The sequence below is a fragment of the Sorangium sp. So ce302 genome, assembly GCF_051530145.1.
Lineage (GTDB): Bacteria > Myxococcota_A > Polyangia > Polyangiales > Polyangiaceae > Sorangium > Sorangium cellulosum_B.
Genome location: NZ_CP150326.1, coordinates 7,147,522 through 7,168,848, shown reverse-complemented (window position 1 = coordinate 7,168,848; position 21,327 = coordinate 7,147,522). Strand labels below are relative to the sequence as shown.

Sequence of the window (21,327 nt, the reverse complement as noted above, 5' to 3'; positions counted from 1 at the left end):
CGATGGGAGTCGTCACGACACGACGACGAGGCGGAGGACCCCCATCGGGACCAAGGAAACCGAGGGGGGCCGTACTGCGAGGAGCGACGTCGTCAGCAGCGCGCGCAAAGGCCCCCGGGCCGTAGGCCTAGGCAGGGGCGTAGGGAGCGCGCGCGAGGGACGGACATCGAGGTGCAGCCTAGCGAACATTCGCGCGCCTGTCGAGCGCTGCGGTGAGCGTGGCGTTCACCTCCGACGGCGCGACGCTCTGCGCCGGCGCTCGGACCTGACCCTTCTCGTGTAGGCTCGTCTGTCGGGTGCTGCCGGCGCGCGGTCACGGAGCATGCGAGAGCGCGAGCGCGGGGGGTTGAAATGTGGAATCGACGATCGCTTGAACGATGGTCGCTGGCTGTAGCGACCGGGCTTGTTGCCTCATTCTCTGGCGCGGAGCACGCACGGGCGGACGACGGAGCTCCGCCTGCTCCGCCGCTCGTGCAGGGGCAGCCCCCGCTCGCGCCACAGCAGCCGCTGGCCGCGGACTTCCGGGGCGGCCACGGCGCCCCGCCCGCGGGCCCGAAGGTGCTCCCCTGGAGGGAGGGCGAGCCGGTGCCGCCCGGCTATCATCCGGAGACGCGCGTCCGCAAGGGGCTCGTGATCAGCGGTTCGATCGTCTTCGGAACCGTCTACCTGTTCACCGCGATCGGCGGCGGCGACGCGGTATACCGCGGCTCCCCGGGCTACGCGGCGCTGTTCGTGCCGTGCGCAGGCCCCTTCATCACCCTGGCCACGACCCGGCAGGACGACCTCGAGACCATGGCGCTCGTCCTCGACGGGCTCGTCCAGATTACGGGAGCCGCCCTGCTCGTGCCAGGCCTCCTCGTGCCGCGAAGGGTGCTGGTCCGCGACGACGTCAACCAGCCGTTCGTGCTCCCCGCGCCGATGGCGCTCGGACCGAGCAGCGCCGGGCTCGGCCTCGTCGGGCGATTTTGATCGAGCGACCTCTCCGGCAAGCCGGGAGGTATCCCTCGGCAGATCGTCGACCCGCCGGGGAAGGCCCCGGGGCTTCACCGGCCAGCTCGAAGGCAACGTGCAGACGATCGAGCAGGCGTACGAGCGGGGACAGATCCGGTTCCCCTTCTGGGCGCACCCGATCCCGAAGTTCATCGCCGGGACCGGCGGCGGCGTGACGGCGGCCACGCTCAGCTTCGCCTCCGTGCGTTCCGCGCCGCTCAGCCCTTCATGTTTGCGAAACTCGGGCTAGGCTGGCTCGACGCCGCGTTCGTCCGCCTCCGGCGGGTTCAGCGGGAGCTCCACCACGAACGTCGCGCCGGCGCCCGGCTTGCTCTGCACTTGGATGGATCCGCCGTGCGACGCCACGATCGAGCGTGCGATGTAGAGCCCGAGCCCGATACCGCCGAAGTTGCGCACCGACACCGCGCGCTCGAAGCGCTCGAAGATCCTGCCCTGATCGGCCTCCGCGATCCCGATCCCCTCATCCCGGACCACGAGCAGCGCGCGATCCGCCTGCCGCCGCACGCCGATAGAAATAGGCCCGCCTGCGCCGTACTTCATCGCGTTCGACAGGAGGTTGATGACGACCTGCTCCAGGCGATCCGGATCCCAGTGCCCGACCACGGGCGCTCCCAGCTCCAGCTGCGTCGGGCAGCGGGCGTCCGCGAGCTGGGGGCGCATCCGCTCGACGACCTCGCGCACCAGCGCCGCCAGGTCGACCGGCGCCCGCGTGAGCGTCAGCCGCCCGGCGTTCATCCTCGTGACGTCGAGCAGCTCGTCGACCAGGCGCCCGAGCCGCGACGTCTGGCGGCCGAGGATACGGAACATCGCCTCGATCCGCTCCGGGGGAACGCTTGCGAGCGAGCGGCGGTGCAGCAGGCGCTCGGCCGCCTGCACCTGCATCTGCAGCGAGGTCAGCGGGGTCTTGAGCTCGTGAGACGCGACGACGAGGAACTCGTCCCGCCGCTCGATGGCCTCCTGGGCCTCGGTGTACAGGCGGATATTGTCGAGCACGAGCGCCGCGCGGCGCCCCAGCTCCTCGGCCAGCCGCAGGTCGGCGGGGCCGTAGCGGCGCTCGGGCGCGGTCGCCAGCAGGGTCATGACGCCGAAGTACCGGTCGCGCGCGAGCAGCGGAACCCGCAGGAACGCGTGGACGCCGAGCTGCTTCCAGAGAGGCCTGACCCGCGGGTCGAGCGAACCCACCTGCTGTAGCAGCGGCGTGACGCGGCCGGCTTCGCCCTCGGCTCCGGCCGGCGACGCCTCTGCCAGCAGGCGCAGCGCGTCCTTCAGCGCTTCCAGCTGCTCGCCGGGCACCCCTGCCGTGACCGTCCAGCCCGGCGTCCTGCCCTCGAAGAGCACCTCGACGACGCACTGATCCGAGAGTTCGGGCACCGGGAGCTGCGCCACGCTCTCGAACGTCGCGCCGTAGCCGAGGGCCATCAGCTTGCAGCTCGCCTCGGCCAGGAAGCGCACGGCCTGCTCGGTCCGCTTGCGCTCGGTGATGTCGGTGGAGATGCCGCCGAGCGCGCGGGGCGCGGGCCCCTCACCGAGAGGGAATTTGACCGACAGGAAGGTGTGGAGCCCGTCCTCCAGCGGGATCTCCTCCTCCCACTCCATCGGCACGCCCGCGTCGAGCACCTTCCGGTCGTGGTCGTGGATGGTCTCGGCGACCGGAGCAGGGAAGAGCTCGGCATCGGTCCTCCCAAGGAGCTGCTCGCTCGGCATGCCCAGGTTGGTTCTCACCAGCCGGTTGGCGAGCAGATATCGACCCTCGCGATCCTTGAGGTAGATGGACGCCGCCGAGTTGTCGACGATGGCCTGGAGCATCTCCTGATTGGCCTTGAGCGCCTGTTCCGCTCGCCGCCGCTCGGCGTTCTCCTGCTCCAGCTCGGCGTAGAGCAGGGCGTTCTCCAGCGAGATGGCCGACTGCGAGGCGAGCAGCTCGATGACGCTGAGCCGCCCGGGAGTGAAGGCGCCGGTGACGAGGTTGTTCTCCAGGTAGAGCAGGCCGATCAGCCGGGCCTGGTGCACGATCGGGAGGCACAGCACCGATTTCGGGCGCTTGTGACTGAAATACTCGTCCTCCATGAAGGGGTGCCGGGCGGCAGCGTCGTCGAGCAGCACGCGCTCGTGGCTCCGGCGAACGTAGTTGAGGACGGCCTCTGGCAGCGCGGCCGAAGGCGCCTCGCCCGCGTCGAGCAGCCGCACCGCGCCCCCAGGTGTCTCGATCGCCGCCGCGGTCGACAGGCGATCCTCCCGGAGCAGGAGCACATGCCCCTTCTCGGCGCCCGCGTGCTCGACCACGATGCGCAGCAGCGTCTCGAGCAGCCGCGGGAGCTTGAGCTCGCCGGAGATGCTCTGCGACGCCTTCACCACCGACAGGACGTCGAACTGCTCGGCCCGCACGGCGAAGGTGACGGTGGGCGCGATCGGCTTGCGCGGGGCGAGGTGGGGGTAGCGCTGGTCGAGCTGCTCCACCTTGGCGTGGGCGCCCCACGTGAAGTAGCCGGCGCGGGCCTTGCGCAGGTAGCAGTCGGCGGGCGTCGCGAGGTCGCGCGCGCGGTAGAACGCCGCGGCGAGCTCGCAGGCGATGGCCTCGTGCTGGATGAAACCGCCCTCCCGCGCCGACGCGATGGCCTGCTCGTAGAGCCGGATGGCCTCCGGCTCGTGCCCCCGGAGCCGGGCGATCTCGGCGCGGACCAGGGCGTGCTTGTGGAGGAAGTTATCGGGGCCGCTCCTGGCCCACTCGCCGAGCTGCCGCTCGCACTCGAGGAGCCGCTCGGGGAGCGCCCGCTGCGGGGAGGGCCCCGCCTCGTGCGCCTCGTGCGGCGCGTTGAAGAGGGCCGCGAGCGAGAGCGCGAGATAGTAGAAGTTCTCGGCGATGAGCGGGTACGGCGCGATCCTGAAGGGGTTCTCGACCATCACGCGGGTCGCCGCCGCGGACGCCTCCCTGGGAGAGCCAAGCACGAAGAGCGCCTGCGCCTTCAAGCTGTAATAGAGAGCGCGAACGCCCTGCAGATCCCCCTCCTCCAGCTGCGCCTCGAAGGCCGGCGGATCCAGAGCGGACCCGTCCAGCATCGAGAAGCGGACCGGTCTCCCGCGCAGCGTCTGGAGCATGGCGTGGTCGCTGAGGAGCGCGATGTGCGCGAACGCGTAACCGGCGCTGCGCACGAAGCCGAGGCGCTCGTCGACCTCGCGGAGCACGTCCTCCAGCGGCTCGCCAGAGAGCAGCCGGAACACCGCGGCCCAGAGGCAGCTGAAGCACGCGTTGTTCAGATCGCCGGACTCGACCGCGGCGCTGAAGCCGGCGCGGGTGTACGGATACGTCTCTCGGTAGTGGCGTGTCCAGAAGACGACATGCTGTCCGAAGAGGTTGATCACCACCGATTTCGTGGTGAGGAGGCCGCTCCTGTCCGCCAGGTCGCAGCCGAGCTTGCCGAACCGATAGGCCTCCTGGTATCGCCCGAACGTCGGGCCGATCACCCTCGCGAAGGCAGTGTACGCATACGCGGAGCTCTCGGCGCTGCCGTGGCGCAGGCTGAGCTGGACCATGCGCAGGACGACGAGAACGTGCAGGTCCGGGTCCACGAAGACCGCTGGGAGGACTATGCGCTGCAGCACGCCCATCGTGATCTCGATCTCCGGGTTCGTCATGGGGGGCAGATGGATCAGGTCCTCGATGGCCCGGTCGTCCAGGGCCTGCCAGACGCTCTCGGTCTCCTTGTCAATCTGTGCGCCGGTGGGGTGGAGCGGCAGATCGATGTCGCAGGCGCGGAGCCACGAGAGGCCGATCTCCACCGCGCGGGCGTATTGCCCGCGGGTCTGATAGAAGGCAAGGACGAGCTCGACGGCGGCGGCCGTCTCGCGCCGGGTCCTCGCGCGAGCGCGGAGCTCTTCCAGGAGCCGCTCGGCCTCGTCGAAACCGCCAGTGATGTACGCGACGTGCGCGCGCTCGAGCGTCAGGTCGTAGGTCAGCTCGTGTTGCGTCTCCCAAGAGTCCGGCGCGAGCAGGGAAAGGCCCGCGGCGAAGAGCGCGGCGGCGGACTGGAAGGCCGCGGCGGCCTTGGCCTTCCTGCCGGCGCGGAGGTTCAGCGCCGCGACCTCGTGCCGCTCCGCCCGAGAACGGATGAGCGCGGCGCCGCGGTTGAGGTGGCCGACGACGTCGAAGAGCGCCTCGTCGCGCTCCTCCGCGCGCTGCGCCCTGAGGAGCAGCCGGCCGATCCAAAGGTGCATCTCGGCGAGCTGTCCCGCCGGGATGAGCGAGTAAGCGGCTTGCTGCACCCGGTCGTGAAGAAATCGATAGGCGTCGCCCCGGCGGAGGAGCAGCCCCTCCCGCACGGCCTCCTCGAGCGCGTCGCGGAGCTCCGCCGCTTTCCGGCCCGCGACCAGCGCGAGGGTGTCGAGATCCAAGCTGCTGCCGAGGCACGCGGCGAGCTTGAGCGCGTCCCGCGTCGGGACCGAGAGCCGCTTCAGCTTGCCCGCCATCAGCTCGACGACGTTGTCGGTGAACCCCTTGTCGCGGATCGCGGCGATGTCCCACCGCCACCTGCCCGCGTCCGCGTCGAAGGCGATGAGCCCCTCCTGGTGCAGCGCGATCAGGAACTGGAGCACGAAGAACGGATTACCGCCGGTCTTCTCGTAGACCAGCTGCGAGAGCGGCTCGACCTGGCCTTCGGGCGCGTGGACCGTCTCGGCGACGAGCGCCCCGACGTGGGCGGTGGAGAGCGGTTCGAGGACGAGCTCGGAGACAGCGGCGCCGTGCTGCCGCACCTCGGCCAGCGTGAGCCGCAGCGGGTGCGCGGGGCCGACCTCGTTGTCGCGGTAGGCGCCGATCAGCAGCAGGTGCGCGGGCCCGGCGTAGATGGCGAGCTGCTCGAGCAGCTGGAGACTGGCCGCGTCGGCCCACTGCAGATCGTCGAGGAAGAGCGCCACGGGGTGCTCCTTCCGGGCGCACGCCGCGACGAAGCGCTGGAGCGTCGCGAGCAGCCGGCTCTGGGCCTCGGCGGGCGGCAGCTCGGGCACGGGCGGCTGGGGGCCGAGGAGCAGCGTGAGCTCGGGGAGCACGTCGGCGAGCAGCCTGCCGTTTTCGCCGAGGGCCTCCCGGAAACGCTGTCTCCAGCGCTCGACCTGCTCCTCGTTCGCGCTGAGGATCTCCTGAAAGAGCGCCCGGAACGCCTGAAGGAAAGCGCGATAGGGGACGTCCCTCGCGGTTTGATCGAACTTGCCGGAGAGGAAGAACCCCCGCTCCCTCACGATCGGCCGGTGCAGCTCGGCGACGAGCGACGACTTGCCGATGCCCGAGTAGCCCGACACGAGCACGAGCTCTGGCCGGCTCTGCGCCACCACCCGCTCGAACGCGCCGAGCAGCGCCTCCACCTCGCGCTCGCGGCTGTACAGCCGCTGCGGGACCTGGAACCGGTCGGAGACGTCGCGCTGACCGAGCGCGAAGGGCTGAATGGCGCCGCTCGTCCGCCACCGGGCGAAGCACTCGTCCAGATCGTGCCGCAGGCCCGCCGCGCTCTGGTACCGCTCCTCGGCGGCCTTGGAGAGCAGCTTGAGCACGACCGCGGACAGGGGCGGGGGAATCGACGGGACGAGCGCGTGTGGCGGGACCGGCTTCTGGGCAATGTGGCAATAGACCCACGCGACGGGATCGCTGGCCCGGAACGGCAGAGCGCCCGCCAGCATCTCGTACAAGACGACGCCGAGGGAGTAGAGATCGGTCCGCTCGTCGATCCAGCGGTTCATCCGGCCTGTCTGCTCCGGGGCCATGTAGGCCAGGGTCCCCTCGATGAGCCCGACGTGCTCGAGGTGCTGGAGCTCGCGGGGTATCCGGGACGCAATCCCCAGATCGGTGATTTTCACCTCGCCGGTGGCGGGGTTGAGGAGCAGGTTCTGAGGCTTGATGTCCTTGTGGACGACGCCATGGCGGTGCACCTCGGCGAGCGCCTCCACCAGGCGGACGGCGAGCGGGAAGAAGCGCTCGATCGGCATCGGCCCTTCCAGGAGCCGATCGAGCGACACGCCGCCGAAATCCTCCAGGACCAGCGCCGGCTGATCGCCGAGCATCTCGAGCGCATAGGGCTTGACGATCGCCGTGCTCTCGAGCGCCCGAGCAATCTCGTACTCGTGACGCAGCCGCTCCGGGGCGCGAGGGCTCGCGTGATCGCGCCGGAGGACCTTGAGCACCACGGCAAGGCCGTCGCCCTCGCGTACACCCCGGTAAAGAAGGGTGTCTGAACCCTCGCAGAGGAACTCGATGATGGCGTAACGGGACGACGCCCCGGGATCGGACGAGACGGGAATGGTGGTGTCCGCAGGAGCCCTGCTACGGGTCATTGCGACGCATGCTGCCATGATCGGTGCGCATCGCCATCGCCTTGAGCAGGCGAGGCGCCGGACATCATCCGTCCTCCTCCGCGAACCAGCGCGCGCCACGTCCCGCACCGGGGCCACCCTGCTCATGAGATCGCGGCAGGACCTGCCCCGCATGCTGGCTCGTGAACGTCACGTCGTCGCCGCCCACCGCTCGACCGAGCTCTCGTGCCGCAGCGCACGGAAGTGCTCGCTCGTCGTCGTCGTCGTGGACGGTGCCCACTTCCGCGCCTGGAGGATCAACGACAAGGTCGAGAAAGGCGGGCGGCGGAACCCTCAATCCACCCATTTGGAACAACGAGTGGGAAAGCTCGATGATGCATAAAACAGCGATGATTAGCTGTTTCCGCGCCCTCTCCGTAGTGGATATCCGCCCGATCTCGCTCCGTGTCCGTGATGCGGCGCGGCCACGGCGTCGAGACGGGATTTCTGATTCACGGAACTAGGGCTTGTCGAACTCGGGGATGAGCTTGCCGATCTGGCGAATGCTGCTCATGACCTGCTCGTGCGAAAGGCGCCCGACCTGCTGGAAGCTCAGCAGGCGATCGATGCCGAGGTCCTGGTAGAATTTGATCTTCTGCCGGCAGGTCTCCGGGCTGCCGACGATGAGCGAGTTCTGCTCCTTCAGGGCGTCGAACACCTCCTCGTTCGGGACCTCTTCGTTCTGCATGATGCGGGCGAGGACCGCGTTGGCCTTGGTCTCGGCCGGCGTCTTCCCCGCGCGGTCGCGCAGGAGCTGGCCCACGAGGCCGCCGCCCGCCGGGTCCTTGGCCAGCGCCTGCTCCTCGGCGTGGGTCCGCAGGAAGTGCTCCTTCGCCTCGAAGAACGTGAAGGACCCGTTCGTGTACCACGCGGCCGCGGAGGCGGCGCCGTTCTCCATGGCCTGCTGGTCCGTCTCGGCGCAATGAGCGAACGTGAAGAACCCGACCTGGTTGTTGATGAACGCGCCAACGGGGCGCTCGCACCGGCGGATGGCCTCACGGTAGATGCCGATCCACTCCTTCACCTGGTCGGGCGGCGCCCACAGCGTGACGCCGAGCGCGCCGACCCCGTTGCGCCCGGCCTGCTCGAACGAGGCGAGGCTCGAGCAGGCCTGCCAGAGGGGCGGGTGGGGCTTCTGGTACGGCTTCGGGATGATGGGGACGTTGTTGATCTCGGCGTCCTCGCTCTTCCAGGAGAACCGCTCCTGCGTCCACATCTTCGGGATCATCTCGAACGCCTGCTGCATCTGATCGCGCGTCCGGTCCGGAGGGATGTTGAACGTGCGCCACTCCGGGATGGTCGAGCGGGCCAGGCCGAGCTCCAGGCGACCGCCGCTCAGGTGATCGAGCATGGCCGCGCGCTCGGCGACGCGGATGGGGTGGTTGAACCGGAACGGCGACAGCACCGAGGAGTGCCCGAGCCGTATCGACGTCGTGTGCTGCGAGATCGCCGCGAGCATCACCTCCGGCGCCGACGAGTAACTGAACTCCTCGGCCGTATGGTGCTCGACCTGCCACCAGCAGCCATACCCGAGCCGATCGGCGAGCTTCGCCTGCTCGAGGGTGTTCATGATGACCCTGTGCTCGTGGTCCTCCGACCACGGACGGGGACTCTGCATCTCTGTGAACAGGTCGATCTTCATTACTTCCTCCCTCGCGAGTGCCGCGCGCCAAGCATCGATCCGTCGCGTACAAATCGGCAATGTGTGGTTTGGCGCACACCGATCTACATGTCGATGGATCGCCGGAGTCGGGTGCTCAGAGGCTGTGATGTGCGTGTGGACCGTCGCGGGAGACCTCCCGTGGAGGGCTCCTCGGGTGCCGGCGGTCCCGGCCCCGGGGCGCTCCGGAAGGCGCGGGCCACCGCCACGTCTTCGCCACAACCTCTCCGCGTCTGTTCCTCGTCGGGCGCGCGGGTGCGCCTCACCCGGGGGGTACGCCCAGGGAGGTCTGCGGCGGCCGTGACCAGGCCGCGCAGCGCTCACCCCGATGGAGGTCCTTGTGCAGGCGCAAGCTACCTGTCTCCCCGTAACATCATCGCCCGAGGCCGGCACGGACGCCGGCGCAAGAGATCCCGCGGAGCGTCGAGACGACGCCCCCGCGGCCCCTGTGCCCGGCACCGCCGCGGAGCCCACCGCGGGCGCCGGACACCGCAGCTGGACGGCTGCCCTCCTCGCGGAGCGGCCTTCGGTCGCGCTCCGCGAGGAGCTGTCCCGGTTCGGCGTCGGCGTCGGCCTCGCGGCGCTGTACGGCCTCTCGCTCGGCGCGCGGCAGGGCGGCGTGTCGTTCGTCCGCCACGCGGCCGGCGTCCCTGCGGCGATGATCGCCGTTGCGTGCGTCGGCGTGCCGGCGCTCACGATCGTGCTGACGCTCTTCGACGCGCCGCTCGACCCGCCGCGCGCGCTCTCGGCGACGGCGCGCGCCGCGGCCGCGACGGGCCTCGTGCTCGGCGGCCTCGCGCCCGCCTCGGCGCTCTTCGTCGTGACGAGCGGGGCGGACGCGACAGCGGCCCTCATGGGGCTGCTCGGCCTCGCGGTGGGCGGCGCCGTCGGCATCTGCATCCTGCTGCGTGACCTCGGCGCGGTGCTCCAGCGCGAGGGCGGTCTCGCCGGCGTGTCCCGGTCGACCGCGGCGCTCGTCGTGTTCGCGGGGTTCGCCGTGGTGCTCGCGCTGCGCGTGTGGTGGGGGATGCTCCCGATCCTGAAGGGGGGTGCCTCGTGAGCGCCTCCGTCGTGAGCCGTCTCCTCAGGGCGCCCTCCGAGGTGGCCGCGAGCTGCCGTGAGGACAGGGACATCCGCGCCATCGCGCTCGCGTCGCTCGGCGCGATTGCCCTCGGCTCGGCCGTGTTTGGCGGCGTGATCGGGAGCTTCCGCGGCAGCGAGCAGATCGTCTTTGCGGCCGTCAAGGTGCCGCTGGCGATGCTGATCACGCTCGCGCTCTCGGTCCCGGCGCTCCACGCGTTCTCGGCCGTGCTCGGGCGCCCGTGGCCCATGAGGTCCGTCATCGCGCTCGCCCTCGCGTCGGCGGGCCGCTCGTCGCTGGTGCTGCTCGCGTTCGCGCCCGTGCTCTGGCTGGCCATCGACGTGGGGCTCGGCTACCACGCGTCGTCGGTCGCGGCCTGGCTCGCCTACGCCGTCGCGGGCCTCGCGGCGCTCGGCGTGCTCGTGCGGGGCATCGGCGCGGGTCCGGGCCGCTGGCTCACTGCGGTCGCCTTCATGGCCGTCTTCTTCGCCGTCGGCGGTCAAGCCGCGTGGATCCTCCGGCCCTACCTCGGGCGGCCGAGCGAGAAGGACGTCCCGTTCCTGCGCGCCCGCGAGGGGAGCTTCTCCGACGCGCTCGTCACGAGCTTCCGCTCCGCGCTCATCTACGACGACGATCTGCGCTCGCACGACGGGCTGCGCCCGTGGGAGCGACCCTCGCGCGATGGCGTGGCTCCGGTCGATGACCCGCCGGCGGACGGCACGACCCAGCGGGAGGTCCCGCCGGCGGACGGCGCGACCCAGCGGGAGGTCCCGCCGGCGGACGGCGCGACCGTACGGGAGATCTCGCCGGCGGACGGCGCGGGCCTGGACGGCCTCGATCGGGGCGCCGAGCGCGGCGACCGGGTGAAGGAGGCGCAATGAGCCTCCGCGATCTCGCGGTGCTGTACCTGATCGCCGGGCTCGCGTGCGCCGTGGCGGTGTACCGCGCCTCGCCCGAGGGGCGCCGCCGCGCCGCCCTCTCCGCGGCGCTCTGCGTGCCGCTCTGGCCCATCTGGGCGCCCGTCGCGCTCACGGCGGGCCGCGGGGAGGGCGGCGGGCGCGCGGGCGGCGTCGCGGGCGATGCCGCCGCGCGCGTCCAGGGCGCGCTGCGCGAGGGGGTCAGCGCCTGCGCTGGCACCTCGTTCGAGGCGCTCCTGTCGCGCGAGGCGGCCTCGCGGATCGAGGCCGAGGTGGCGCGCGCCGCCGCCCGCCACGCGGAGCTCGACGCGCTGCTGCGCCAGAGCGGCTTCGACGAGGGCGCCGCCGCGGCGCGCGTCGCGGAGATCGAGCGGGGCGGCGGCGGCGCGGGCGCGCGGTCGCTGGCGACGGCGCACCTCCACCTCGAGAACATCCGGCGCCTGCGGGCGATGCGCGACCGCGACGCCCGCGCCCTCGAGGAGCTCGCGGATCTCGTCCAGGCGCTGCGCACGCAGCTCGTGCTGGCGCGCTTCGCCGGATCCTCGGTCGAGGGCGTCGGTGGTATCGTGTCCGAGGTCTGGGCGCGCGTGGAGGGCCTCGGCGCGGCGATCGACGCGCACGGCGCCGGAACAGAGGGACCGATCGCGACGTGAGCAAGCACATCCTGGTCGTCGACGATGAGGCGCGCATCCGCGAGGTGCTGCTCTACGCCCTGCAAAAGGAGGGGTACGCCGTGACGGCGGTGGCCGACGGGCGCGCCGCCGTCGAGGCGGCGGGGGCGGGCACGGTGGACCTCGTGGTGCTGGACGTGATGCTCCCCGAGCTCGACGGCCTCGAGGTGTGCCGGCGGCTGCGCGCCGGGAGCAGGACGCCGATCCTGTTCCTGTCGGCGCGCGCCGACGAGGTCGACCGGATCGTCGGCCTGGAGCTCGGCGGCGACGACTACCTCACGAAGCCGTTCTCGCCGCGGGAGCTCGTGGCGCGGGTGCGCGCGCTGCTCCGGCGGACCGAGGCGCCGCCGCCCGCGCCGGCACCCACCGGCGCGCGCGCCGCGGTCCTCCGCCACGGCCCGATCGAGGTCGACACCGAGCGTCACGAGGCGCGGTACCTCGGTCAGCCGGTGTCGCTCACGGCGACGGAGCTCGGCGTGCTCGGCGCGCTGCTGGAGCGGCCCGGGGTGGTGCTCTCGCGCGGGCAGCTCATGCAGCGCGCCTACCGCTACGACAACCTGATCACGGAGCGCACCATCGACACGCACGTTCGCCGGATTCGCGCGAAGTTCCGCGTGGTTGGCGGCGATCCGATCGCGACCGTCCACGGCGTCGGCTACAAGCTGCAGGGGGCGTAGCCGGGCCGCGATGCCGGGCCCCACGATGATCGAGCGCCTGCGCTGGGAGCTCGGCCGGATCCGCGTCCGGCTGCTGGTCGTGAACCTGGTGGTGCTGCTCGTGCCTGTGGCGGGGCTCGAGTTCGCGCGCCTCTACGAGCGGCAGCTCCTCGGCTCGCTGGAGCGCGACATGGCGAACCAGGCGGTCCTTGTCGCCGCGATGCTCGCGTCGGATCTCGATCGAGGGCTCGCGCTCGACGCGCCCGAGCACGGCGACATCTTGACCCAGGCCGCGAGGCTCACGCGCACGCGCGTCCGGATCCTCGACGAGGCGGGCACGGTCGTCGCCGACTCGCACGAGAACGGCCCGCCCGAGGGGCCCGAGCCGGCGGCCCCCGCGCTCATGCCGACGCGCGGCCATCGCCCGAGCTCGGCGGACTTCCGGGAGCTCGCCGACAACGTGCGGCCGATCGGAAAGGGCGCGCGCGAGGGCTGGTCCGAGGTCCCGGATCGTCCGGAGGTGCGCGAGGCGCTCGCCGGGCGCCGCGCGGCGCGGACGCGTGTCCGGCAGCAGGAGCTGGCGGTGTTCCTGTTCCTGGCCGAGCCGATCCGGCGGGGCGGCGAGGTGCTCGGCGCGGTGTACGTTGTCCGCTCGACGCAGCCGGTGCTGGTCGAGCTGCACCGGATCCGCTCCGGGCTCATCCGGGTCCTCGTGGTCGCGAGCGTGTTCACGGGCCTCGTCACGCTGGCGCTCGCGTGGTCGATCTCGAGGCCGCTCGGCAAGCTGTCGCGCGCGGCGAAGCGCATCGCGGCCGGCGAGCGCGACGTCGTGGTGCCCGTGTCCGGGAGCGGCGAGATCCGCGAGCTCGGCGAGTCATTCGCCGCGATGAACGAGCGGCTGGGGGCGCGGCTGCGCTACATCTCGGATTTTGCGGCCGATGTGGCGCACGAGTTCAAGTCGCCGCTGACGTCGATCCGGGGCGCCGCCGAGCTGCTCGACGAGGGGGCGGCGGACGATCTCGAGGCGCGGCGGCGCTTTCTGCGGAACATCGAGCTCGACGTGGCGCGGCTCGACCGGCTCGTGTCGAGGCTGCTGGAGCTGAGCCGGATCGAGGCCTCGAGCGAGGCGATGACGGTGCTCGATCTGGAGGCGCTGGTGGCGCGCGTGGTGGAGCGGCGCGCGAGCCCGGGGCAGCCGGTGCTGCTGCGGTACGAGATGCGGACACGGCTGCTCCGGGCGCGGCAGACGGACCTGGAGACGGCGCTCTTGAACCTCGTCGACAACGCGGTGAAGTTCTCGCCGCCGGGAGAGGCGGTGGTGGTGACCGTGGAGGGCGGGGAGGGGCGGGAAGGGGAGAGGACGGCGAGGATCTCGGTGCGTGACCGCGGGCCGGGCGTGCCGCCGCAGCACCTGCCGAGGATCTTCGACAGGTTCTTCACGACGGACGAGGGTCGCGACGGGACGGGGCTGGGACTGGCGATCGTGAAGAGCGTCGTCGAGGCGCACGGCGGGGCGGTGACGGTGGAGAGCGCGCCGGGGGAGGGGGCGAGCTTCGTGGTGGAGCTGCCGGTGCGGCAGTGAGGAGCGCGGCGAAGGGATGCTCGTGCCGCGCCGCATCCGGCGGCTTTCCCATTCCGCGGGTCGAGCCGATCCTTGGGTGGCGAGCGGTTCGAAGCTGTCCATGTCGTGCCGTCCTCGTGTCTGGCGCTCGTCGAAAGCGGGGACAGGGGCTAAGAAGGCCTTCCGGCGATACGCGGTGCGCACTCGATGGATCGAGACCGGACGCGTGCCAGTTCCGGACCGAGGATTCGCGATGGTGCAGCCTTGCGGCTCCGGTTCGCGCGCCGGCGGGTGGTTTGACGCACGGCGCGGGCTGCCGTAAGCGGTAGCGCATGCGCACGGCCCCTGTCCCCAATATCCCGGCGATTCCCGGGATGAACCCCGGCGTCTTCGTCCTCGGCGGTGGTGGGGGCGGAGCGGGCAGCGGCGGCAAGGGCGGCAAGGGCAGTAAGGGCAGCCAGAGGGCCAATGGCAAGAATGGCGGCAAGGGCACCGGTGGTGGTGGCAAGGGCGCTTGCGGCAACGGGACTGGTGATCCCAACGGCGGCTCGTGCCCGCGGCACCACAAAGGAAAGAAGAGCGGCAAGGCGTCGAAGGGCGACCCCGTCGATGTCGTCACGGGAAACGTCTTCACGAATCCCGCGCTCGACGTCGATCTGCCGGGCCCGCTCCCGCTCGAAATCGCGCGCGCCTACTACGCCACATCGACCGAGCGCGACGTCGGCCTCGGCTTCGGGTGGTGCCACTCGCTGGCGTGGGACGTAGAGATCGGCCGGCGCTCCATCACCGTGTGGAGCGACCAGGGCCTCGGCCTGGAGTTCGACCTCATCGAGGAGGGCGAAGGCACGACCGGGCCCGAAGGAATGGTTCTCGTGCGCGGCGCGAAGGGCTTCGTGCTCGACACCGGTGAGGGCAGGTGGCTCGTATTCGAGGCGCGCCATCAGGAGCGATGGCTCCTGTCGGCCATCCGCGATGCGTTCGACCAGACCATCTCGCTCGTCTACGCCGACGGGCGGCTCGCTGAGGTGCACGACAGCGTCGGACGGGTCGTCAGGGTTCGCCGCGACCATGACGGCCGCATCGCCGCATGGGAGCTGAAGAACGCGCCGGAACACGGCCGCTGGGTCGCCCTCGGCCGCTTCGCCTACGACGAGCGCGGCAACCTGATCGAGGCGCGCGACGCGGAGGATTACGCCACCCGGTACGCCTACGACGAAGACCACTTCTTGCTCGCACATACCTCGCCCGTCGGCCTCACCTTCCATTTCCGTTACGATGAGCAAAAGCGCTGCGTCGAGACGTGGGGAGCGTACGACGACGCCGAGGACAGGAGCCTCTCGGCCGGCGTTCCCGCGCTCCTGGCCGACGGCGAGACCCGCGCGAAAGGCATCTATCACTGTAAGTTCATTTACGATGGAAACGGCTACTCCGAGGCGATCGACTCCATCACCATTCATCGGTACTTCGGGAACGAGCATGGCAAGCTTGACAAGGCCGTCTCGGCTGGCGCGGTGGTCGAGCGCCGGTATGACGAGGGCGGGAATCTCGTCGCGTACACCGACTCGCTCGGCGCGACGACCCAGTGGAGGCTGGACCCCCGCGGCCGCGTGCTCCAGGAGATCGACCCGCTCGGCCGCTCGACGACTTACGAGCGCGATGCGGACGGGCACATCCGCCGAAAAGTCGACGCCGCTGGCGGGGTGACGAGCGTGGTGCGCTTTGCCGGAGGTATCGCCTGGACCGATCCGATCGGCGCGTCGTTCGAGAGCCGCTTCGACAGCCGTGGCCTCGTCGTGGAGACCATCGGTCCAAACGGGGGCCGCACTCAGTACCGCCACGACAGCCACGGCAACTTGGTGGAGAAGGTCGACGCGCTCGGTCACGTCACCCGCTGGGCCTACGACTACTGGGGCCGGTGCACGGCCAAGCAGGACCCGGCCGGTGCTACGTTTTACTACGCCTACAGTGTGCGAGGCGATCTGCTCTCCGAACGCAAACCGGACGGCAGCGTTGTCCGGTACGATTACGACGGCATCCGGCAGCGGACGAGCGTGATGGGCGAGAACGGGCGCATCACACGCTATGTGTACGGCGGGTTCCGCAAGCTCTGCGAGATTCACGAGGCGGACGGGTCGACGACGCGGATGAAGTACGACCGGGAGGGTCGGCTTGTGGAAGTGATCAACCCGAAGGGAGAGGTCCACTCCATCAGCTTGAATCTAGCCGGCATGGTCCTCTCCGAGCGTACGTTCGACGGCCGGCAACTGCATTATAAGTACGACTCCGAGGGCCGGCTCATCATGGCCGAGAACGGGCTCCGCCAGAAGACCTGGTACGAGTACGATCTGGCGGGCCAGCTCATCGAGCAACGCTACGACGATGATCGCGTAGAGAAATTCGAGTACGACGAGCTCGGTCGGGTTGTGTGGGCGGAGGGGCCGAGCGGTGTATTCGAGTACACGCGGAACGCGCTGGGGTGGGTCGTGCGCGAGAGCCAGACAGTCAACGGGCAGACCGTCGTTGTCGAGGTCGAGCGCGATCTCGTTGGGAACGTCGTACGGCGCTCGACGTCGCTCGGCCACTCCCAGGTCTGGGATCGCGACATCATGGGTCAGTGCACGCGCGCCGTGCTCGACGAACTCGAGGAGATTCAGCCGATCCACGATGTGCTCGGCCGCGAGGTCGCGCGCCTTTTGCCCGCTGGCGGCCGGATCGACGCGGCCTACGACGAGCGCGATCGTCTCATGCAGCGCCGCGTGACCACGGCGAGCAGACCCACGCTGGGGCAGCCTGCATGGCATGCCGCTCCAGCCGGAGCGCCGACCGTGGAGCAGGCGTACCGGTACTCGCCGGCTTCCGAGCTCCTGGAGGCGTACGATCGTGCCTCCGGCTCGCGGCGCTTCGAGCACGACGCCGTGGGGCGCCTGGTCGCCGCTGGCACCGACGAGCGGAACATCGAGCGCTTCGCCTACGACGCAACCGGAAACCTGTACGAGCGGTTTGGCGTCGAGCGGCACTACGGAGAGGGCAATCGTCTCGTGCAGCGCGGCGGCAAGCGCTACACCTGGGACGACGACGCTCGCCTCGTTCAGGTGCGCGCTGCCGCGGGCGACGGCGAGCACACCGTCCGCTATTGCTGGGCAGCGAACGGCCTGCTCGAGGCCGTGGAGCGCTCAGACGGCGTGCGCATCACCTTCGCCTACGATCCGTTCGCCCGGCGGGTCCAGAAGACGGTGGTCCGTGTCTCGCCGGGCGCCCAGCCGTCCGTTGAATCGACCACGCGGTACGTATGGGACGGCGATGCGCTCGTGCACGAGATCACGCAGCGCATTCTCGGCCACGGCGCCCCGATCGTGGAAGAGCGGACGTACTGCTACGACGACCGGGGCTTCCCGTGGGCGCACAAGGATGCGCGCGTCGAGCGTGGGCATCGAACGGCGAGCGGCTATTACCATTACCTGACCGACGATATCGGCACGCCGGAGAAGCTGGTGTCGTCCGACGGGTCGGTTGCCTGTGAGATCCGGCGGAGCGCCTGGGGACGGTTCGCGGTCGAGCCCGGCGCCGTCACGACCACACCGATCGGCTATCAGGGCCAGTATCACGATGAAGAGACCGGCCTGTTTTACAATCGGCACCGGTACTACGATCCCGAGGCTGGGCGCTACATCAGCGCCGATCCCGTGGGGTTGATCTCAGGATTCAACGCCTTTGCCTACGCCGAAAGTCAGCCTACACGATTCGTCGATCCGCTAGGATTGATGGCCAAGGCCAAGATCTGGGATCAACCGGGAGCCGACAGAAAGAAGGAAACCTGGGGTTATTCCGAAGGCCAGCCACGACCACCGCATGAACCCGACAAACCGCGCGATGCGCAGGGAAATCCCAAGTACGACCCCGCCATTCAGGAGGCGGTCGACAACGCGAAGGGCAAGTTCACCGAGGAGGATCCGAAGACCAGGAAGCTGAAGGATCCTAGCAAGGAGAGGCTCCCGAACACAGCGGGCAAGTGTGCCGAGATCGAGGCGCTCGATCGGCAGGCGAAGGAGATCCGAGGCGACCTTCAGAAGAAGCCCGGGTGGGACAAGCTCTCGAAAGAGGAGCAGAACGCCAAGGTCCGTAACGAGCTGCGTGAGCAGTATCGGAAGGGAGCGAAGATCCAGGCATACGACAAGGAAGGGAACCCGATCCCGCCGTGCAAGTTCTGCGCGCAGGTGTTCCGCGAGCTTGGCATTCACCCGGACAATATCAACGCGGATCCGAACAAGGACGTCAAAAAGGGCAAGGAGCAGCCAAAGGCCACTGGCGGTGTGTACCACGATAATGCGCCGTGGGACGGCAAGAAAGTGCATGGCCAGGGGAGCCCCAGGACGGAGACGTCGGAGACAGCCGTCGTGCCTCGTACCGACGGAGACGGCAAGCAGGTCACGCAGAGAGAGCCGAGGACCGGAAAGAACCAGGGGGTGTACTACCCGCCGGAAAACCCGCCCCCGGGCGGCTATCCGCCGGAAGGACCCAAGGGCGCCTGGCCGGGGCCGGGAGACGGCGGTGGCGGCGGAGGAGGGGGCTCCGGCGGCAATCCATATTACGACGAGCAGGGCAACTACATCGGCCCGCGTGACAAGCACCAGCGGAAGAAGTAGGCGCGCGGGAGGCAACCGCCCATGGAGATCTCGGCATGTAAAGATGTGCTGGCGCGCTCGGTCGACGAGTGGCGCCTCGCGGACCGGTCGTTCGAAGAGGCCGAAGCCGAGCGGGCGCGCGCCGAGGCGATGGCACGGCAGCTCCGCGCGAGGGAGATCGCGGAGCGGGCGTCCTGGGCTGAGAGGGCGATCCCCTTCAGCCTGCGCGCTAAGGCGCTGGAGTTCGGGCTGTGGAGCGCGGAGGAAGCGATCGAGCGGCTCCGGTGCGTGGACTTCGCAAGCCGCCACGCGTTCGTCCTCCACCACCTCGGGGTATTTCCCGACGCCTCGCTCGGCGCCGTGCTCGCGCTCATCGGGCGGCCTCAGCTCGGCGATGGAGCGGGATGGTTCGTCGACGAGGGGGCGGTTGCCGCGGTCGCTGTGCGGTTCGCGCGTGCCGGACAGCACGACGCCGCGCTCGATGCGATCCACGCGCTGAGCGCGCGCCGCGGGGAGGCGCTGCGATCGTGCGCACCGTATCTTGCTGCGGCGGGGATCGCGCGCGCCCTGTCGGAGTTCGAGGCGTGGATCCCCGGGGCGAAGCCAGTCGTGGCGCTCCTCGCGTGGTGCGATCTCCTGCCGCTCGTGCCGGCTCGAGATCGCGAGCGGGCACGCGGCGAGATTGTGCGGCTGCGCGCGGCGCTGGAGGCCGGAGGGGCGGAGGAGGGGTCGCCCGGCGGGTTCTGGGCGCGCAAGCGCGCGGCGCACGCCTTCATGAGCGCAGGGATGCTCGAGGCATCGGAGGCCGAGTGCCAGGGGCTCGAGGACGTCGATGATTTGCTGTCCGTGGCGCGCGAGCACCCGGGCGCGTCGCGCGCGCGGCTCGCACGGCTCGCGCTGGAGCGGGCCCGGACGAGCCGGTATTTGCCCGCGGCGCTCGCGGACGTCGTGGCGGTGTGTCCGGCGCTCGCGGACGAGGCGATCGCGTGCGCGCGCGGCGAGGTGGATCCGATCGTGGGTGCGGACGCCCTCCTGCGCGTCGCGGAGCACCTCGGAGAGCCGCGCGTATCGGCGCTGTTCCACGAGGCGTTTCGCCGGATAGAGCCGCTCGGCGACGCCGCCTCGGACGCGCTCGAGTGGGTTGCGGACTGGGCAGTGGACCACGGACCGTCGCTCACGGAGGGCGAACGCGCGGCGCTGGGCGGGCGCATGGCGCAAGCGGCGACGGCGGCCGAAGAGCGTGGGGCGACACCACCTATCGAAGCGGCGGAGTCGCGGCTTGGGCGACTGCTGTTCGGCCCGAAGCACGCAGCGGCGATCGTCACGGACCGAGGCTTCGGCAGAGTGCTGGACTTCGCCGAGCACCACGCGGCAGGCGACGAGCTTGCGCTTGTGATGGAGCTCGCGCGCACGCTCCAGGGCGAGCGGCGCGCCCGGCTCGCGCGGGCATTGCTGCAGAGCGGCGAGGAGCTCTACGACTCCCCCGGATTCGCCGAGCTGTTCTCCCCCGAGGAGCAACGGGAGCACCTGCGGGCCGCGCTCGCGCGCTATGAGCGGCCGGTCAGCGTGGAGATTCTTTACACGCTCGAGCGCGCCGCGCAGCTCGCCGACGGCGCGCCGCGCGGCGTTCTCCTCTCACTCTACCTCGACGAGGTGCGTGCGCGCGCCGGGCGTGTGCGGCTGAGGGGGATCTTCACCGCGGCGACGCTCGCCGAGGGCGACCAGCGCGCGGCGCTCATCGAAGAGACGCTGGCCGAGGTGGAAGGGGGCGACGACCTCGACGAAGAGGATCGTGTCGAGGCGATCGCGGCGGTGTTGCCGCTGGTGCCGGCGGAGCGCGCCGTGCCGCTCGCTGGGAGGGTGCTCGACGCGGTTGCGGAAGGCCACATCGGCAGGACGCAGGCGGGCGATCGGCTGATGGCCATTTCCGACCCCGTGTGGGCCATGCTGCCCGCGTCCCGGTGGGAGCCGGGATTGCGCTGGGCGCTGGAGGAAGGGGCGGAGTTCTTCGAGTGGACGTCCTGGATGCAGAGGACGTTGCCGCGCGAGGTGCGCGCGATGCTCGAAGCGCAGGTTGAGGCGGCTCCGTCCTCGGGCGCGGGCGACCCTGCGGAGCGTCCGAGCGACGCCCCGGCGGAGGGCGGAGGGGGAGGAGGGGAACTGTCGCCCGACGAGCGGCTCCGCGGCTGGGCTCGCGTGGCGGTGTCGCTGTCCGAGGCCGAGCGCGTGGCCAGCGCGTCGGAGATCGAAGCCGCTGTGCGAGCGATCCTGGCGCTGGTGGACGTGGAGGACGGCGTGCTCTGCGACACCCTGGCGAGCCTGCCCGATGCCGCGCTCCGGGCGATCTGGTCGGTGCGCGCGCGCGCCGACGCGTGGCAACGGACCATCGACATCAGCGATCCGGCCCTGTTCGCCTACCTGCCGTCGGAGCACTACCTCCACGCGGAGGCCGTCCTCCAGCTCATCCTGCGGCTCGGTGGCTCCTCGGCGCTCTGCGACTTCGCGCGCATGCTCGTCGGCCTTCAACACGAGTCCGCTGCTTGATGCCCCCCATCCGGAGGTCAGATCAGGGCGCGGGTGGTTCACGCACGCTCATGATCAAATCGATCGAGCTCTGCACCTGCGCCAGCCGCTCCGTAGGGGACAGGCTGAGCATCCAGCGGACGAGGGAGCGGTCCACCCCGTTCTCGTCGTAGGGGCTGTCGTCCCGCTCCTCGACGGGAGGGTCCAGAGGCTCGGGCATGCTCGGAGCCTAGCATGCGGAGGCCGGCAAGCCGCGGGCACCCTGCTTCGGGTCGACCTGCCCCGTTTC

12 protein-coding genes are annotated in these 21,327 nt (G+C 70.5%); 9 read left to right on the top strand and 3 right to left on the bottom strand.

Going from position 1 to position 21,327, the window contains the following annotated elements; all coding sequences use genetic code 11:
- Positions 1–471: 471 nt before the first annotated feature.
- Together WME73_RS27115 and WME73_RS27110 are read left to right on the top strand one after the other, a co-directional pair.
- Positions 472–969 (top strand): hypothetical protein, encoded by a 498-nt coding sequence (locus tag WME73_RS27115; RefSeq protein WP_437739291.1) that lies wholly within the window; start codon positions 472–474, stop codon positions 967–969.
- A gap of 97 nt (positions 970–1,066) precedes the next feature.
- Positions 1,067–1,240, top strand: coding sequence for a hypothetical protein (locus WME73_RS27110; RefSeq protein ID WP_437739290.1), 174 nt, complete (start codon positions 1,067–1,069; stop codon positions 1,238–1,240).
- Here the strand turns inward: WME73_RS27110 and WME73_RS27105 are convergent.
- Together WME73_RS27105 and WME73_RS27100 are read right to left on the bottom strand one after the other, a co-directional pair.
- The gene (locus WME73_RS27105; RefSeq protein ID WP_437911407.1) at positions 1,237–7,329 is read right to left on the bottom strand and encodes an AAA family ATPase; all 6,093 of its coding nucleotides are present in this window, start codon (positions 7,327–7,329) and stop codon (positions 1,237–1,239) included. The genes WME73_RS27110 and WME73_RS27105 overlap by 4 nt on opposite strands.
- A gap of 478 nt (positions 7,330–7,807) precedes the next feature.
- Positions 7,808–8,989 carry an LLM class flavin-dependent oxidoreductase gene (locus WME73_RS27100; RefSeq protein WP_437911406.1) on the bottom strand — a complete coding sequence of 394 codons (1,182 nt, stop codon included), beginning with the start codon at positions 8,987–8,989 and terminating at the stop codon, positions 7,808–7,810.
- Positions 8,990–9,455: 466 nt separating this feature from the next.
- Here WME73_RS27100 and WME73_RS27095 point away from each other — a divergent pair, with 466 nt between their 5' ends.
- The 7 genes from WME73_RS27095 (at position 9,456) to WME73_RS27065 (ending at position 21,059) form a co-directional block, all read left to right on the top strand.
- Entirely contained in the window at positions 9,456–10,067 is a 612-nt protein-coding gene (locus tag WME73_RS27095) for a hypothetical protein (RefSeq protein WP_437911405.1), read from the top strand.
- Positions 10,064–10,969 (top strand): hypothetical protein, encoded by a 906-nt coding sequence (locus WME73_RS27090; RefSeq protein ID WP_437911404.1) that lies wholly within the window; start codon positions 10,064–10,066, stop codon positions 10,967–10,969. The genes WME73_RS27095 and WME73_RS27090 overlap by 4 nt, the downstream gene beginning before the upstream one ends.
- On the top strand, positions 10,966–11,658 hold the full coding sequence (locus WME73_RS27085) for a hypothetical protein (RefSeq protein ID WP_437911403.1): 693 nt from the start codon (positions 10,966–10,968) through the stop codon (positions 11,656–11,658). The genes WME73_RS27090 and WME73_RS27085 overlap by 4 nt, the downstream gene beginning before the upstream one ends.
- Positions 11,655–12,353, top strand: a complete 699-nt coding sequence (locus tag WME73_RS27080; protein ID WP_437911402.1) for a response regulator — start codon at positions 11,655–11,657, stop codon at positions 12,351–12,353. Before WME73_RS27085 ends, WME73_RS27080 begins: the two co-directional genes overlap by 4 nt.
- A 10-nt stretch (positions 12,354–12,363) precedes the next feature.
- The gene (locus WME73_RS27075; protein WP_437911401.1) at positions 12,364–13,914 is read left to right on the top strand and encodes a sensor histidine kinase; all 1,551 of its coding nucleotides are present in this window, start codon (positions 12,364–12,366) and stop codon (positions 13,912–13,914) included.
- 311 nt (positions 13,915–14,225) lie between these two features.
- Entirely contained in the window at positions 14,226–18,536 is a 4,311-nt protein-coding gene (locus WME73_RS27070) for an RHS repeat-associated core domain-containing protein (protein WP_437911400.1), read from the top strand.
- A gap of 21 nt (positions 18,537–18,557) precedes the next feature.
- Complete coding sequence (locus WME73_RS27065; protein WP_437911399.1) at positions 18,558–21,059, top strand: hypothetical protein; 2,502 nt, start codon at positions 18,558–18,560, stop codon at positions 21,057–21,059.
- Between the two features lie 22 nt (positions 21,060–21,081).
- Here WME73_RS27065 and WME73_RS27060 read toward each other — a convergent pair whose 3' ends face one another.
- Positions 21,082–21,258: a hypothetical protein gene (locus tag WME73_RS27060; RefSeq protein ID WP_437911398.1), complete on the bottom strand. Its 177-nt coding sequence runs from the start codon at positions 21,256–21,258 to the stop codon at positions 21,082–21,084.
- Positions 21,259–21,327 lie beyond the last annotated feature (69 nt).

Bases quoted from the DNA above. Each gene is read 5' to 3' on its own strand.
- WME73_RS27070 (WP_437911400.1), top strand. From the start codon at position 14,226: ATGCGCACGGCCCCTGTCCCCAATATCCCGGCGATTCCCGGGATGAAC.
- WME73_RS27105 (WP_437911407.1), bottom strand. From the start codon at position 7,329: ATGACCCGTAGCAGGGCTCCTGCGGACACCACCATTCCCGTCTCGTCC.
- WME73_RS27100 (WP_437911406.1), bottom strand. From the start codon at position 8,989: ATGAAGATCGACCTGTTCACAGAGATGCAGAGTCCCCGTCCGTGGTCG.
- WME73_RS27060 (WP_437911398.1), bottom strand. From the start codon at position 21,258: ATGCCCGAGCCTCTGGACCCTCCCGTCGAGGAGCGGGACGACAGCCCC.
- WME73_RS27065 (WP_437911399.1), top strand. From the start codon at position 18,558: ATGGAGATCTCGGCATGTAAAGATGTGCTGGCGCGCTCGGTCGACGAG.
- WME73_RS27075 (WP_437911401.1), top strand. From the start codon at position 12,364: ATGCCGGGCCCCACGATGATCGAGCGCCTGCGCTGGGAGCTCGGCCGG.
- WME73_RS27085 (WP_437911403.1), top strand. From the start codon at position 10,966: ATGAGCCTCCGCGATCTCGCGGTGCTGTACCTGATCGCCGGGCTCGCG.